Below are 15,211 nucleotides of genomic sequence, written 5' to 3' on the forward strand. Positions count from 1 at the left end.
CATGGACGCTGCCAAAGACCGCCGGTCTCACGTTCGCTCGTCGAGCGTGACGAAGGACCCACAGCCATGTGGGCGGCCCGCGCAGGTGAGAGACGAATGTCGCGCCGTCGGTGTTGCCGCCGGTCTTCTTCGCCCCGTGCCTGCGCCGGGGCGTTCTTCATGTCTGCGGGTCTCCTCCGGCACCACCATCTGGAGAAGGAGCCCCATGGCGAGGCCTGACAAGGCAGCCGCGGTCGCCGAGCTCGCGGACGAGTTCCGTGCCAGCAACGCGGTCGTGCTGACCGAGTACCGCGGCCTCACCGTCAAGCAGCTGACGGAACTGCGTCGGTCGCTCGGTGGGAACGCGTCCTACGCCGTGGTGAAGAACACGCTGACCAAGATCGCGGCGAAGGAAGCCGGGGTCTCGGGGCTCGACGACTACCTCTCCGGCCCGTCGGCCATCGCCTTCGTCAAGGGCGACCCGGTCGAGGCCGCGAAGGGTCTGCGTGACTTCGCCAAGGCGAACCCCGTCCTCGTGGTGAAGGGTGGCCTGCTCGACGGGGCGCCGCTCACCGGCGAGGAGATCACGAAGCTCGCCGACCTCGAGTCGCGCGACGTCCTGCTGGCCAAGCTGGCCGGTGCGATGAAGGCTTCGCTGCAGAACGCGGTGTCGCTGTTCAACGCGCCGCTGGCGCAGACCGCTCGCGTCGTCGAGGCGCTGCGGCAGAAGGTCGAAGCCGAGGCGCCTGCCGCCGAGGCACCCGCCGCCGAGGCCGCCGACGCGGCCGAGCCGGCGGAGCAGAACGAGGGCTGAACGCCCGGGGGTCGTCCCACGGCCCCGAGCCCGTACGACAACCCGGCATTCAGCCGAACAGAGAAAGGAACCGCCACCATGGCGAAGCTCAACAGCGACGAGCTGCTCGACGCGTTCAAGGAGATGACTCTGATCGAGCTCTCCGAGTTCGTGAAGAAGTTCGAGGAGACCTTCGAGGTCACCGCGGCCGCCCCGGTCGCCGTCGCCGCCGCTACCGGTCCCGCTGGTCCCGCCGGCGCCGCCCCGGCCGAGGAGGAGAAGGACGAGTTCGACGTCGTCCTCGAGTCGGCCGGCGACAAGAAGATCCAGGTCATCAAGGAGGTCCGCGCGCTGACGTCGCTCGGCCTCAAGGAGGCCAAGGACCTCGTCGAGGCCGCGCCGAAGCCGCTGCTGGAGAAGGTCAACAAGGAGGCCGCGGACAAGGCCAAGGAGGCCCTCGAGGCCGCCGGCGCCACCGTCTCCGTCAAGTGAGTCGCTGACCCGCTGACAGCCTGCGGGCCCGGTACCCCCTTCGCGGGGTGCCGGGCCCGTTCGCGTTGCCGGCGCCGTGGGCCGGTGGCTCGGCACCCGTCCAGAAACTGGGAATCGACGCCACTCCGTTCGCCGTCAGCGAAATTTCCGGCTTCCGCGCCGATCCGCACGACCAGGGCATCCAGCCGCGCCGACCGGCTCCAGACCCCCGGCGCGCCACTGGATCGTACGTTCGGATGAGTCACCGATCGGCCGCTGAGCACGGCGAATGCGGCATTTCAGGTGCCACATCGGGGACAAGCGGGGCTTCGGTGCTTGACGTGGGGCGGCTACGGACGAGATGCTGATCGGGCAGTGGGGTGGGGGATGCGAGACAGAAGGAAGCGCGGAGTGGCTGACCACTCGACAGCAGTGTGCCCATTGGGTTAGACTGCAGCTTTGCGCTGCCCTTCGCCGATGCTGCCCGCTTGGGTTGAGGACTGCGCGTGCATTCCGACCGTGTGCCCTCGGAAGGACCCCTGTTGGCCGTCACGCCCACCACCACTGCTGGCCCCAATGTCTCGCGTCGTATCTCTTTTGCCAAGATTCGCGAACCTCTTGACGTCCCGAACCTGCTCGCCCTCCAGATAGACAGCTTCGACTGGCTGCTCGGCAACGAGCGCTGGCAGGCGCGTGTCGCCGCCGCCGAGGCCGAGGGGCGTACCGACGTCAACACCACCTCGGGCCTGCAGGAGATCCTCGACGAGATCAGTCCCATCGAGGACTTCTCGGCGACGATGTCGCTGTCGTTCTCGAACCCCCGGTTCGAGGACCCGAAGAACAGCATCGACGAGTGCAAGATGCGCGACTTCACGTACTCCGCGCCGCTGTTCGTCACCGCCGAGTTCATCAACAACGAGACCGGCGAGATCAAGTCCCAGACCGTGTTCATGGGCGACTTCCCGCTCATGACCCCGAAGGGGACGTTCATCGTCAACGGCACCGAGCGCGTCGTCGTGTCGCAGCTGGTGCGGTCGCCGGGCCTGTACTTCGAGCGCTCGCTCGACAAGACGTCCGACAAGGACATCTACACCGCCAAGGTCATCCCGTCGCGGGGCGCCTGGCTCGAGTTCGAGATCGACAAGCGCGACATGGTCGGCGTCCGCCTCGACCGCAAGCGCAAGCAGAACGTCACGGTGCTGCTCAAGGCCATGGGCTGGACGAACGAGCAGATCCTCGAGGAGTTCGGCGACTACGAGTCGATGCGCGCCACCCTGGAGAAGGACCACACCACCACCCAGGACGAAGCGCTGCTCGACATCTACCGGAAGATGCGTCCGGGCGAGCCGCCCACGCGCGAGGCCGCTCAGCAGCTGCTCGAGAACGCCTACTTCAACCCGAAGCGCTACGACCTCGCCCGCGTCGGCCGGTACAAGCTGGGCAAGAAGCTCGGCGTCGACCTCGCGCTCGACCAGAGCACGCTGACCATGGACGACATCGTCGGCACGCTGCGCTACCTCGTGCGGCTGCACGCCAACGAGACGGAGCTGACGACCGGCGACACCACGGTGCCGGTCGAGGTCGACGACATCGACCACTTCGGCAACCGCCGCATCCGCACGGTCGGCGAGCTCATCCAGAACCAGGTCCGCACCGGTCTGTCGCGCATGGAGCGCGTCGTCCGCGAGCGCATGACCACGCAGGACGTCGAGGCCATCACGCCGCAGACGCTGATCAACATCCGTCCGGTCGTGGCCGCGATCAAGGAGTTCTTCGGAACGTCCCAGCTGTCGCAGTTCATGGACCAGACCAACCCGCTGGCCGGGCTGACGCACAAGCGCCGGCTCAACGCGCTGGGTCCGGGTGGTCTGTCCCGCGAGCGGGCCGGCATGGAGGTCCGCGACGTCCACCCGTCGCACTACGGCCGCATGTGTCCCATCGAGACCCCTGAAGGCCCGAACATCGGCCTCATCGGCTCGCTGGCCACATACGGGCGCATCAACCCGTTCGGCTTCATCGAGACGCCGTACCGCCGGGTCATCGACGGCCAGGTCACCGACGACATCGAGTACCTGAGCGCCGACGAGGAGGACCGCCGGGTCATCGCGCAGGCCAACGCGCCGCTGACCGACGACAGCCGGTTCGCCGAAGACAAGGTGCTGGTGCGCAAGCGCGGCGGCGAGATCGAGACCGTGCCGGGCGCCGAGGTCGACTACATGGACGTCTCGCCGCGGCAGATGGTGTCCGTGGCCACCGCCATGATCCCGTTCCTCGAGCACGACGACGCCAACCGCGCGCTCATGGGCTCGAACATGCAGCGCCAGGCCGTGCCGCTGCTCCGCTCCGAGTCGCCGCTGGTCGGCACCGGCATGGAGTCGCACGCGGCCGAGGACGCCGGCGACGTCATCCTGGCCGAGAAGAGCGGTGTGGTCACCGAGCTGTCGGCCGACTACATCACCGTCATGGCCGACGACGGCACCTACCAGACCTACCAGCTGGCCAAGTTCCGCCGCTCCAACGCCGGGTCGTGCATCAACCAGCGCCCCGTCGTCGACGAAGGGCAGCGCATCGAGGCCGGCCAGGTCATCGCCGACGGCCCGTCCACCGAGCTCGGTGAGATGGCGCTGGGCAAGAACCTGCTGGTCGCGTTCATGTCGTGGGAGGGCCACAACTACGAGGACGCCATCGTCATCTCGCAGCGGCTCATCCAGGACGACGTCCTCACCTCGATCAAGATCGAGGAGCACGAGGTCGACGCCCGCGACACCAAGCTGGGCCCCGAGGAGATCACGCGGGACATCCCGAACGTCTCCGACGAGGTACTGGCCGACCTCGACGAGCGCGGCATCATCCGCATCGGCGCCGAGGTCACCAACGGCGACATCCTGGTCGGCAAGGTCACCCCGAAGGGCGAGACCGAGCTGACCCCGGAGGAGCGGCTGCTCCGCGCGATCTTCGGTGAGAAGGCGCGCGAGGTCCGCGACACCTCGCTGAAGGTGCCCCACGGCGAGTCCGGCAAGGTCATCGGCGTCCGGGTGTTCGACCGCGACGAGGGCGACGAGCTCCCGCCGGGCGTCAACCAGCTGGTCCGCGTCTACATCGCTCAGATGCGCAAGATCCAGGACGGCGACAAGCTCGCCGGCCGCCACGGCAACAAGGGCGTCATCGCCAAGATCCTCCCGGTCGAGGACATGCCGTTCCTCGAGGACGGCACCCCGGTCGACATGGTGCTGAACCCGCTGGGCGTCCCGAGCCGCATGAACCTCGGCCAGGTCATGGAGACCCACCTCGGGTGGGTGGCCAAGACCGGCTGGCAGGTCGAGGGCGACGACGAGGAGTGGAAGACGCGGCTGCGCGGCATCGGCGCCGCCGAGGCGCCGGCCGACACCAAGGTCGCCACGCCGGTCTTCGACGGTGCGCGCGAGGACGAGATCGCCGGCCTGCTCGGGTCGACGCTCAAGACCCGCGACGGCGTCCGCCTGGTGGGTGGCGACGGCAAGGCCCAGCTGTTCGACGGCCGGTCCGGTGAGCCGTTCCCGAAGCCGGTGGCGGTGGGCTACATGTACATCCTGAAGCTCAACCACCACGTCGACGACAAGATCCACGCCCGGTCGACCGGTCCGTACTCGATGGTCACCCAGCAGCCGCTGGGTGGTAAGGCGCAGTTCGGCGGCCAGCGTTTCGGCGAGATGGAGGTCTGGGCACTCCAGGCCTACGGCGCCGCGTACGCGCTGCAGGAGCTGCTCACCATCAAGTCCGACGACGTCCCCGGCCGGGTCAAGGTCTACGAGGCCATCGTCAAGGGCGAGAACATCCCCGAGTCGGGTATCCCCGAGTCGTTCAAGGTGCTGTTCAAGGAGATGCAGGCGTTGTGCCTCAACGTCGAAGTGCTCTCCAGTGACGGATCGCAGATCGAGATGCGGGAGACCGACGAAGACGTCTTCCGCGCGGCCGAAGAACTCGGAATCGACCTGTCCCGGCGCGAGCCGAGCAGCGTCGAAGAGGTCTGACGGTGGTGGGAGGCCGGTCCGCTGAGCCGGCCTCCCATTTCCGCCAGCCACCACAGACCTGAAACATCTGAGCGAGAGAAGGACACACGTGCTCGACGTCAATTTCTTCGACGAGCTACGCATCGGCCTCGCGACCGCCGACAACATCCGTGAGTGGTCGCACGGCGAGGTCAAGAAGCCTGAGACCATCAACTACCGCACGCTCAAGCCGGAGAAGGACGGGCTCTTCTGCGAGAAGATCTTCGGCCCCACCCGCGACTGGGAGTGCTACTGCGGCAAGTACAAGCGCGTCCGCTTCAAGGGCATCATCTGTGAGCGCTGTGGCGTCGAGGTCACGCGCGCCAAGGTGCGCCGCGAGCGGATGGGCCACATCGAGCTGGCCGCCCCCGTCACGCACATCTGGTACTTCAAGGGTGTGCCGTCGCGGCTGGGCTACCTGCTCGACCTCGCCCCGAAGGACCTCGAGAAGGTCATCTACTTCGCCGCCTACATGATCACCTGGGTCGACGAGGAGGCGCGCCACCGCGACCTCTCCTCGCTCGAGGGCCAGATCGACGTCGAGCGCAAGCAGGTCGAGCAGCGCCGCGACGCCGACATCGAGACCCGCGCGAAGAAGCTCGAGGCCGACCTCGCCGAGCTCGAGGCCGAGGGCGCCAAGGGCGACGCTCGCCGCAAGGTCAAGGAGTCGGCCGAGCGCGAGATGAGCCAGCTGCGCAAGCGCGCCGACGCCGAGATCGACCGCCTGAACGCGGTCTGGGACCGCTTCCGCAACCTCAAGGTCCAGGACCTCGAGGGCGACGAGCTGCTGTACCGCGAGATGCGCGACCGCTTCGGTCAGTACTTCCGCGGCGGCATGGGCGCGCAGGCCATCAAGGAGCGCATCGACGGCTTCGACCTCGAGGCCGAGGCCGAGAAGCTGCGCGACCTCATCCGCACCGGCAAGGGCCAGAAGAAGACCCGTGCGCTGAAGCGGCTCAAGGTCGTCTCGCCGTTCCTGACGACGAAGAACGACCCCCGCGGCATGGTGCTCGACGCCGTCCCGGTCATCCCGCCGGACCTGCGCCCGATGGTGCAGCTCGACGGTGGCCGGTTCGCGACCAGCGACCTCAACGACCTCTACCGTCGCGTCATCAACCGGAACAACCGCCTCAAGCGGCTGCTCGACCTCGGCGCGCCGGAGATCATCGTCAACAACGAGAAGCGGATGCTCCAGGAGTCCGTGGACGCGCTGTTCGACAACGGCCGCCGCGGCCGTCCCGTCACGGGTCCCGGCAATCGCCCGCTCAAGTCGATCTCCGACATGCTCAAGGGCAAGCAGGGCCGGTTCCGGCAGAACCTGCTGGGTAAGCGCGTCGACTACTCCGGCCGTTCGGTCATCGTCGTCGGCCCGCAGCTGAAGCTGCACCAGTGCGGCCTGCCGAAGGGCATGGCGATCGAGCTGTTCAAGCCGTTCGTCATGAAGCGGCTGGTCGACCTCTCGCACGCGCAGAACATCAAGAGCGCGAAGCGCATGGTCGAGCGCGCCCGCCCGGTCGTCTGGGACGTCCTCGAGGAGGTCATCGCCGAGCACCCGGTGCTGCTGAACCGGGCGCCGACGCTGCACCGTCTCGGCATCCAGGCGTTCGAGCCGCAGCTGATCGAGGGCAAGGCCATCCAGATCCACCCGCTCGTCTGCACGGCGTTCAACGCCGACTTCGACGGCGACCAGATGGCCGTGCACCTGCCGCTGTCCGCGGAGGCGCAGGCCGAGGCCCGCGTCCTCATGCTGTCCAGCAACAACATCCTCAAGCCGGCCGACGGCCGGCCGGTCACCATGCCGACGCAGGACATGGTGCTGGGCATCTACTTCCTGACCTCCGACCGGCCCGAGCAGGCCGGCGAGGGCCGGGCGTTCTCGTCCGTCGCCGAGGGCATCGCCGCGTTCGACCGCGGTGAGCTGTCGCTGCAGGCGCCCATCACCATCCGGGTGAACGACGTCGTGCCGCCGGCCGGCTACGAGACCCCGGAGGACTGGGAGGCGGGCCAGCCGCTGACGCTGCGCACCACCCTGGGCCGGGCGCTGTTCAACGAGGCGCTGCCGCTCGACTACCCGTTCGTCGACGCCGTCGTGGACAAGAAGCGCCTCGGCAGCATCGTCAACGACCTCGCCGAGCGGTACCCGAAGATCCAGGTGGCCGCCACGCTCGACGCGCTGAAGGAGATCGGCTTCCACTGGGCCACCCGGTCCGGCGTCACCGTCTCGTTCGACGACGTCGTGCCGCCGCCCACGAAGGCCTCCATCCTGGAGGGCTTCGAGTCGAAGGCCGAGAAGGTCGAGCGCAACTTCGCCCGCGGTGTCATCTCCGACGGTGAGCGGCGTGAGGAGCTCATCGACATCTGGACCGACGCCACCAACGCGGTCGACGTCGCCATGCGCGCGTCGTTCGCGTCGGAGAACGCCATCAACATCATGGTCACCTCCGGTGCCCGTGGTAACTGGATGCAGATCCGCCAGCTGGCGGGTATGCGCGGCCTGGTCGCCAACCCGAAGGGTGAGACCATCCCGCGGCCGATCAAGGCGAGCTTCCGCGAGGGCCTGTCCGTCGTCGAGTTCTTCATCTCGACGCACGGCGCCCGGAAGGGTCTGGCCGACACCGCGCTGCGGACCGCCGACTCCGGTTACCTGACCCGTCGTCTGGTCGACGTCTCTCAGGACGTCATCATCCGCGAGGTCGACTGCGGCACCGAGCGTGGTCTGTCGCTGCCCATCGCCAGCACCGGCGCCGACGGCCGGCTGGTCGTCGACGAGCACGTCGAGACCTCGGTCTACGCGCGCTCGCTGTCCGAGGACGTCGTGTCGCCCGACGGCACGAAGGTGGCCTCGGCCGGCGACGACCTCGGCGATGTCGAGATCGGCCGCCTGGTGGCCGCGGGCGTCGAGAACGTCCGCGTTCGCAGCGTCCTGACCTGCGAGAGCAAGACCGGCGTCTGCGCCATGTGCTACGGCCGGTCGCTGGCCTCGGGCAAGCTCGTCGACGTCGGCGAGGCGGTCGGCATCATCGCCGCCCAGTCCATCGGCGAGCCCGGCACCCAGCTGACCATGCGGACGTTCCACACCGGCGGTGTCGCGGGTGAGGACATCACGCACGGTCTGCCGCGTGTGGTCGAGCTGTTCGAGGCGCGCGCCCCGAAGGGCAAGGCTCCGCTCGCGGAGTCGTCCGGCCGGGTCCGCATCGAAGAGGACGCCAAGGGCGCCCACGCGGTCATCGTCCCCGACGACGGCGGCGAGGAGCAGTCGTTCCCGCTGTCGCGGCGTGTGTTCGAGTGGACCAACCGGCGCGCCCCGGGCATCGCCCAGTGGCGTGTGCAGGAGGCCGACCGCGTCGACGTCGGTGAGCTGCTGCACTCCGGTACGGCCGACCCGCACGACGTGCTGCGGGTCCAGGGCCAGCGGGCGGTCCAGGTCTTCCTGACCGACCAGGTCCAGGAGGTCTACCGGTCGCAGGGTGTGTCGATCCACGACAAGCACATCGAGATCATCGTGCGGCAGATGCTGCGCCGGATCACCGTGCTCGAGAGCGGCACCACCGACCTCCTCCCTGGCGAGCTGGTCGAGCGGTCGCGGTTCGAGGAGGAGAACCGGCGTGCGGTCGCCGAGGGCGGTCAGCCGGCCTCGGGTCGTCCGCAGCTGATGGGCATCACCAAGGCGTCGCTGGCCACCGACTCGTGGCTGTCGGCGGCGTCGTTCCAGGAGACCACGCGGGTGCTCACGGAGGCGGCCATCAACGCCAAGTCCGACCCGCTGATCGGCCTGAAGGAGAACGTCATCCTCGGCAAGTTGATCCCGGCCGGTACGGGTCTGCCCCGCTACCGCAACCTGCGGGTCGAGCCGACCGAGGAGGCCAAGGCGGCCATGTACTCCATGGTCGACTATGGCGCCGACTACTCCGACTACGAGTTCGGCCAGGGGTCCGGCGAGGCCGTGCGCCTGGAGGACTACGACTTCGGCTCGTACAACTGAGCCGGCGTCTCTGATCGACGGCGCCGTCACCCTTCGCGGGTGGCGGCGCCGTCGTCATTCCTCGACGATCTCGAAGCCGTCGTGGCCGGCGGCCTTCTCCGGCGCGATGCCGTCGAGCGCTTGGTCGTCCTCGTCGTCCCGGGCCGCCGCCCGGGCGTAGGCGGCCTTCTCGGCGTCGCTCAACTGGTCGTAGACGGTGCGGTCGAAGCGCATGACGTGACCTCCTCGATCAGGAAGCTCCAGCACTCGCGCCGATGGTCCCACGACCGGTCGACGACGCGGAACCGCGTGCCGGGCGGGTACAGCACCTCGGCCTCGTGCGGGAACGACGACAGCGCCCGGATGTCGGCGCCGCTGTGCCCGACGACGGTGATGAACGCGTTGCCGCCGCCCCGGAACGCGTCGGCCACCGACCGGCTGGCCGACGCACTGGCGAACCCCCGATCCGCCACGACGACGCCCGGCCGCCATCGCCGCAACTGCGCCGCCGGCAGCGACGTGCCGCGGTAGGCGAGGCCCGTGAACCGGGGCAGCGCCGCCACCCCCGCCACCGCGTCGTCGACCAACTGCCACAACGCCGCCCGCCGTTTCTTCGGAACGTCGGTGTGGTGGCGGAGGTAAGCGTTCAGCTCGCCGGCCCCTTCGACGGTCGTGTAGTAGTGCAGAGCGCGGCGTTGCGCGGACGTCAGCCGCTCGAGCGCCTGCCACTCCGGCGCCGGTGCCGGGGCCGCTGCCGGGTCGGTGGCCGGCGTTGTGGCCGGTGCCGGGACGGGGTTCGTGGCTTGGGTGGTTGCCGGGGCCGCTGCCGGCGTTGTTGCCCGTGCCGATGCGGCAGCCGAGGTCGTTGCGCGCGCCGTTGCCGGGTCGGTGGCCGGTGCCGGGACGGGGGTCGTGGCCGGGGTGGATGCCCGGATCGGGGCCGTGGCCGGCGTCGTCGCTGGAGTCGGTGCCGTGGCCTGGGCCGGGACCGGGGCGCGAGTCGTCACCTGCGTCGGCGTCGTGACTGTGGCCGGGGCCGTTGCTGGGGCGCGGGCCGTCACCTGGGCCGGCGCGGGTGCGGCCGTCGGCGTCGAGGCGGTCGTCGGCGTCGTTGCCGGAGCCGCCACCTGGGCCGGGACCGGAGCCGGTGTGGCCGTCGGCGCGGGCACGGGGCGCAGTAGCTCGCCGGCCTCGTCGGCCGCGGAATGGGCGGCCAGTGTCAGCGCCTCGGTGGCGGCCGCGAGCGCCTGTCGCATGGCCGCGGCGGCGTCGCGGAGCGCGTGCTGCTCGGACGGTGACAGCGCCGGCCCGGCCCGCCGCTCGACGACGCGGACGTGCGAGAGCACCGCCGCGGCGAGCACGCCGGTGGCGTCGTGAACCGCGCCGGGCAGCTGCGCCAACCGGCGGGCGGCGGACCGGACGGGTCGCGCGGAGGACGAGAGGACCACACTTCCTATGGGTCGTTCGCGGACCCCGAATGTGACAGCGTCCCCGAGATCGATCTCGTTCTGCCTCGGAACGCGGTTCAACGCCGCCGGGTGTCGGTGCCCGCCCGTAGGGTGGGACTCCCTCCCAGCCGGGCGGGCCATGTCCACGCCGCCGTCAGAATCCACGTCGTCGTCAGAAGGAGCAGCCGATGACCGAGCCGACCGTCGCCCTGCTCCGCGACGCCGGGTTGCTCGACGGCGAGGGGGACGACTGGTACCGCGAGTGGATCCGCTGGACCCTCGCGGCCGGCCACACCCCGCCCGAGGTCGTCGACATCGCGCGCGACGAACATGTGACGGCGGCGACGTTCGCCCCGCTGGCCGGCCGCACCGTCTGGCGCGGCCCCGACGACCGCCCGTACGTCCTCATCGACGACGCGCGGCGGGCGGGCGAACTGGCCCGGCTCACCGAACTGCTCAACGGCGGGCGGCCGAGCCGCAGCGAGCCACGCCGCCGCCGCAACCGCTGGTCCTACACCGGGCTGTTCGGCCTCAACCGCGGCGACGCCGGCACCGCGGTGAAGCGCGGCGCCCTGGTCGCGACGCCCGAGGGGACGATGATGACGGCGGCCGGTCGCCGTGCCCTGCGCGCCGTCCCCAACCCGGTCGACTGGTTCTCCGCCCGCGGCGGCACCACGTGGGGCGAGATCTACGTCGTCAACGGCTCGTTCGACGACCCCGCCGACGTGCTGCGCACGGCCATCGAGTCGGGCCGGCGCCCGCCCGGGTCCGGCGCGCCCAGCCTCGCCCGGCTGCTGCGGCACGAACGGGTGCACTCCGAGCAGTGGGCGCGGTACGGCTACGGGCGGTTCATCTGGGAGTACGTCATCAGGCACGATCCGCGAAAGCCGTGCGAGCATCCGCTCGAACGCGAGGCCGGCCTCGCCGACGGCGGCTATCGCTGCTGACGGTGCCCTGCCCGCCGACGCTGCTGGGACCTCGACGGCGGACCCGGCGGCCGGGCGGTGGGCGGCACCGCTAAGGTGGTGGTCGTCGCGCCGCCCATGAACCGAGGCACACCGGCCCGGGAGGCGGAGGCGCCACCGCACCGGGCCATGACCACTCGCGAACGCGGACGTCGAAGGTGGGGCGCCATCAACCGGCCGCTCCGGCGTGGGGCCGTGACGCGGGCGAGACCAGTGCGTTATCGTCGGTAGACGTCTTCCCGTCGAGCCGCGGCATCACTTTGACCTGGGCACCCTCGACCGGGTAACCTCAGTCTTCGTGCCTGGACTGCTCCGGGCAATCCGGCGCGCCCGGCCGCGGTGTCGGCGCATACCGGACAGATCAACGGACCACCTCGATCGGGAGCCTGATCGTGCGGCGTGGGACCGGGCCGACACGCCCGACCGCGGGGGTCGCCGTGAGGCGCCTTCCACCTGCGCAGACGCCAGGCGAGCGACCGGTGTGATCCCCGGAAACCAGACCAGTCGAGGCAGTTCGACGAGCAGAGGACACGGAGACGTAGTGCCTACGATCCAGCAGTTGGTCCGCAAGGGCCGCCAGGACAAGGTCGCCAAGAACAAGACCCCGGCGCTCAAGGGCAGCCCGCAGCGTCGCGGCGTGTGCACGCGCGTGTACACCACGACGCCGAAGAAGCCGAACTCGGCGCTTCGGAAGGTCGCCCGTGTCAAGCTGACCAGCCAGATCGAGGTCACCGCGTACATCCCCGGTGTCGGTCACAACCTGCAGGAGCACTCCATGGTGCTCGTGCGCGGTGGCCGTGTGAAGGACCTCCCGGGTGTCCGGTACAAGATCATCCGCGGTTCGCTCGACACCCAGGGCGTCAAGAACCGCAAGCAGGCGCGCAGCCGCTACGGCGCGAAGAAGGAGAAGAGCTGATGCCCCGCAAGGGTCCTGCCCCCAAGCGGCCTGTCGTGGTCGACCCCGTCTACGGGTCGCCGCTGGTCACTCAGCTGGTCAACAAGGTGCTCGAGGACGGCAAGAAGTCCATCGCCGAGGGCATCGTGCACGGCGCCCTCGAGGGCTGCCGCGAGAAGACCGGCACCGACCCCGTCGTCACGCTCAAGCGCGCGCTCGACAACGTCAAGCCGACCCTCGAGGTCCGCAGCCGCCGCGTCGGTGGCGCGACCTACCAGGTGCCCATCGAGGTGCGCGCCGGCCGCAGCACCACGCTGGCGCTGCGCTGGCTGGTCAGCTACTCCCGCGCCCGTCGTGAGAAGACCATGACGGAGCGTCTGATGAACGAGATCCTCGACGCCTCCAACGGCCTCGGCGCCAGTGTGAAGCGTCGCGAGGACACCCACAAGATGGCCGAGTCGAACAAGGCCTTCGCGCACTACCGCTGGTAGTCGCTGGCGCCGAGTCGACGAGACCGCATATCAGGAAGCGAACGCACGCACATGGCGACCGACCTCCGCAAGCTCGATCTGGCCAGGGTCCGCAACATCGGCATCATGGCCCACATCGACGCCGGCAAGACCACCACCACTGAGCGGATCCTGTACTACACCGGGATCAACTACAAGATCGGTGAGGTCCACGATGGCGCAGCCACCATGGACTGGATGGAGCAGGAGCAGGAACGCGGCATCACGATCACGTCGGCCGCGACGACCTGTGAGTGGGACGACCACACCATCAACATCATCGACACGCCCGGCCACGTCGACTTCACCGTCGAGGTCGAGCGGTCGCTGCGCGTCCTCGACGGCGCGGTGGCCGTGTTCGACGGCGTCGCCGGCGTCGAGCCGCAGTCGGAGACCGTCTGGCATCAGGCCAACAAGTACGGTGTCCCGCGCATCTGCTTCGTGAACAAGCTCGACCGCACGGGCGCGGAGTTCCACCGAGTCGTCGACATGATCGTGTCGCGGCTCAAGGCCACCCCGCTGGTGCTGCAGCTCCCGATCGGCGCCGAGGCGGACTTCCGCGGCCTCGTCGACCTCGTCGACATGAAGGCCATGCTCTGGTCGGCCGAGACCCCGCTGGGCGAGATGTACGACACCGTCGACATCCCCGACACCCACATCGAGGCCGCTCAGGAGTGGCGCGACCGCCTCCTCGAGACCATCGCCGAGAACGACGAGGCGATGATGGAGCACTACCTCGAGGGCAAGGAGCCGGACCGCGACGAGCTGATCGCCGCCATCCGCCGCGCCACCATCGCCGGCAACCTGACCCCGGTGCTCACCGGCTCGGCGTTCAAGAACAAGGGCGTGCAGCCCATGCTCGACGCCGTCGTGCGCTACCTGCCGTCGCCGATCGACGTCGGCGCGGTCGAGGGGCACGCGGTCGACAACGAGGACGAGATCGTCACGCGCGAGCCCAGCGAGGACGCGCCGCTGTCGTCGCTGGCGTTCAAGATCATGGCCGACCCCCACCTCGGCAAGCTCACGTTCGTCCGGGTCTACTCGGGCACGCTGACCGCCGGTACCCAGGTGCTCAACAGCACCAAGGGCAACAGGGAGCGCATCGGCAAGATCTACCGGATGCACGCGAACAAGCGTGAGGAGATCGAGAAGGCCAGCGCCGGCCAGATCGTCGCCGTGATGGGCCTGAAGAACACCACCACCGGTGACACCCTCTCCGACTCCTCGAAGCCGGTCATTCTCGAGTCGATGAAGTTCCCGGCGCCGGTCATCTCGGTGGCCATCGAGCCGAAGACCAAGAGCGACCAGGAGAAGCTGGGCACCGCCATCCAGCGCCTCGCCGACGAGGACCCGACGTTCCAGGTCCGCACCGACGAGGACACCGGCCAGACGATCATCTCCGGCATGGGTGAGCTGCACCTCGAGGTCCTGGTCGACCGCATGAAGCGCGAGTTCAAGGTCGAGGCCAACGTCGGTAAGCCGCAGGTCGCCTACCGCGAGACCATCCGCCGCAAGGTGGAGAAGATCGAGTACACCCACAAGAAGCAGACCGGTGGGTCCGGCCAGTTCGCCCGCGTCATCATCGACATCGAGCCCACGGGCGGCGAGGGCGACGGCGGTTACGAGTTCGTCAACGCCGTCACCGGTGGTCGCATCCCGCGGGAGTACATCCCGTCGGTCGACGCGGGCGCGCAGGAGGCGATGGAGTTCGGTGTCGTCGCCGGCTACCCGCTGGTCGACGTGAAGGTGACGCTGCAGGACGGCGCCTACCACGACGTCGACTCCTCGGAGTTGGCGTTCAAGATCGCCGGTTCCATGGCGTTCAAGGAAGCTGCTCGGCGCGCCGACCCGGTGCTGCTCGAGCCGATGTTCGAGGTCGAGGTGTCCACGCCCGAGGACTACATGGGCGAGGTCATCGGTGACCTCAACTCCCGCCGTGGCCAGATTCAGGCCATGGAGGAGCGTGCTGGCCAGCGCATCGTCAAGGCGCTGGTCCCGCTGTCGGAGATGTTCGGCTACGTCGGTGACCTCCGCAGCAAGACCCAGGGCCGGGCCAGCTATTCGATGCAGTTCGACTCCTACGCCGAGGTTCCCCGGAACGTGGCGGAAGAGATCATCAAGAAGGTCCGGGGAGAGTAATCTCTCCGGGTCTTCACCCGGCC

The 15,211-nt window shown here is 69.2% G+C and carries 10 protein-coding genes; 8 read left to right on the forward strand and 2 right to left on the reverse strand.

Annotated features, from left to right (window positions below; translation table 11 throughout):
- Nucleotides 1-205: 205 nt before the first annotated feature.
- The 4 genes from rplJ (at nucleotide 206) to BLU82_RS00625 (ending at nucleotide 9,253) form a co-directional block, all read left to right on the forward strand.
- Nucleotides 206-793, forward strand: a complete 588-nt coding sequence (rplJ, locus tag BLU82_RS00610) for a 50S ribosomal protein L10 (protein WP_092614254.1) — start codon at nucleotides 206-208, stop codon at nucleotides 791-793.
- 78 nt (nucleotides 794-871) lie between these two features.
- Nucleotides 872-1,264: a 50S ribosomal protein L7/L12 gene (gene rplL, locus BLU82_RS00615; RefSeq protein ID WP_092614257.1), complete on the forward strand. Its 393-nt coding sequence runs from the start codon at nucleotides 872-874 to the stop codon at nucleotides 1,262-1,264.
- Nucleotides 1,265-1,782: 518 nt separating this feature from the next.
- Entirely contained in the window at nucleotides 1,783-5,253 is a 3,471-nt protein-coding gene (rpoB, locus tag BLU82_RS00620; protein WP_092625244.1) for a DNA-directed RNA polymerase subunit beta, read from the forward strand.
- A gap of 88 nt (nucleotides 5,254-5,341) precedes the next feature.
- Nucleotides 5,342-9,253 carry a DNA-directed RNA polymerase subunit beta' gene (locus tag BLU82_RS00625; RefSeq protein WP_092614260.1) on the forward strand — a complete coding sequence of 1,304 codons (3,912 nt, stop codon included), beginning with the start codon at nucleotides 5,342-5,344 and terminating at the stop codon, nucleotides 9,251-9,253.
- A gap of 54 nt (nucleotides 9,254-9,307) precedes the next feature.
- Here BLU82_RS00625 and BLU82_RS33890 read toward each other — a convergent pair whose 3' ends face one another.
- On the reverse strand, nucleotides 9,308-9,466 hold the full coding sequence (locus BLU82_RS33890; RefSeq protein WP_157740446.1) for a hypothetical protein: 159 nt from the start codon (nucleotides 9,464-9,466) through the stop codon (nucleotides 9,308-9,310).
- Entirely contained in the window at nucleotides 9,433-10,680 is a 1,248-nt protein-coding gene (locus BLU82_RS00630; RefSeq protein ID WP_092614263.1) for an ADP-ribosyltransferase domain-containing protein, read from the reverse strand. The genes BLU82_RS33890 and BLU82_RS00630 overlap by 34 nt, the downstream gene beginning before the upstream one ends.
- Before the next feature lie 188 nt (nucleotides 10,681-10,868).
- On the opposite strand from BLU82_RS00630, the gene BLU82_RS00635 reads away from it, so the two are divergent.
- The 4 genes from BLU82_RS00635 to fusA all read left to right on the forward strand — a co-directional run bounded on the left by BLU82_RS00635 (nucleotide 10,869) and on the right by fusA (nucleotide 15,188).
- Nucleotides 10,869-11,627, forward strand: a complete 759-nt coding sequence (locus tag BLU82_RS00635; RefSeq protein WP_092614266.1) for a hypothetical protein — start codon at nucleotides 10,869-10,871, stop codon at nucleotides 11,625-11,627.
- Nucleotides 11,628-12,186: 559 nt separating this feature from the next.
- Nucleotides 12,187-12,561, forward strand: a complete 375-nt coding sequence (gene rpsL / locus BLU82_RS00640) for a 30S ribosomal protein S12 (RefSeq protein ID WP_026877502.1) — start codon at nucleotides 12,187-12,189, stop codon at nucleotides 12,559-12,561.
- Nucleotides 12,561-13,031, forward strand: coding sequence for a 30S ribosomal protein S7 (gene rpsG / locus BLU82_RS00645; RefSeq protein ID WP_092614269.1), 471 nt, complete (start codon nucleotides 12,561-12,563; stop codon nucleotides 13,029-13,031). Before rpsL ends, rpsG begins: the two co-directional genes overlap by 1 nt.
- A gap of 51 nt (nucleotides 13,032-13,082) precedes the next feature.
- A complete protein-coding gene (fusA, locus tag BLU82_RS00650) occupies nucleotides 13,083-15,188 on the forward strand; it encodes an elongation factor G (RefSeq protein WP_092614272.1) in 2,106 nt (701 codons plus the stop codon).
- The last annotated feature ends 23 nt before the right edge of the window (nucleotides 15,189-15,211 follow it).

This window comes from Jiangella sp. DSM 45060 (genome assembly GCF_900105175.1).
In the GTDB taxonomy this organism is placed as follows: domain Bacteria; phylum Actinomycetota; class Actinomycetes; order Jiangellales; family Jiangellaceae; genus Jiangella.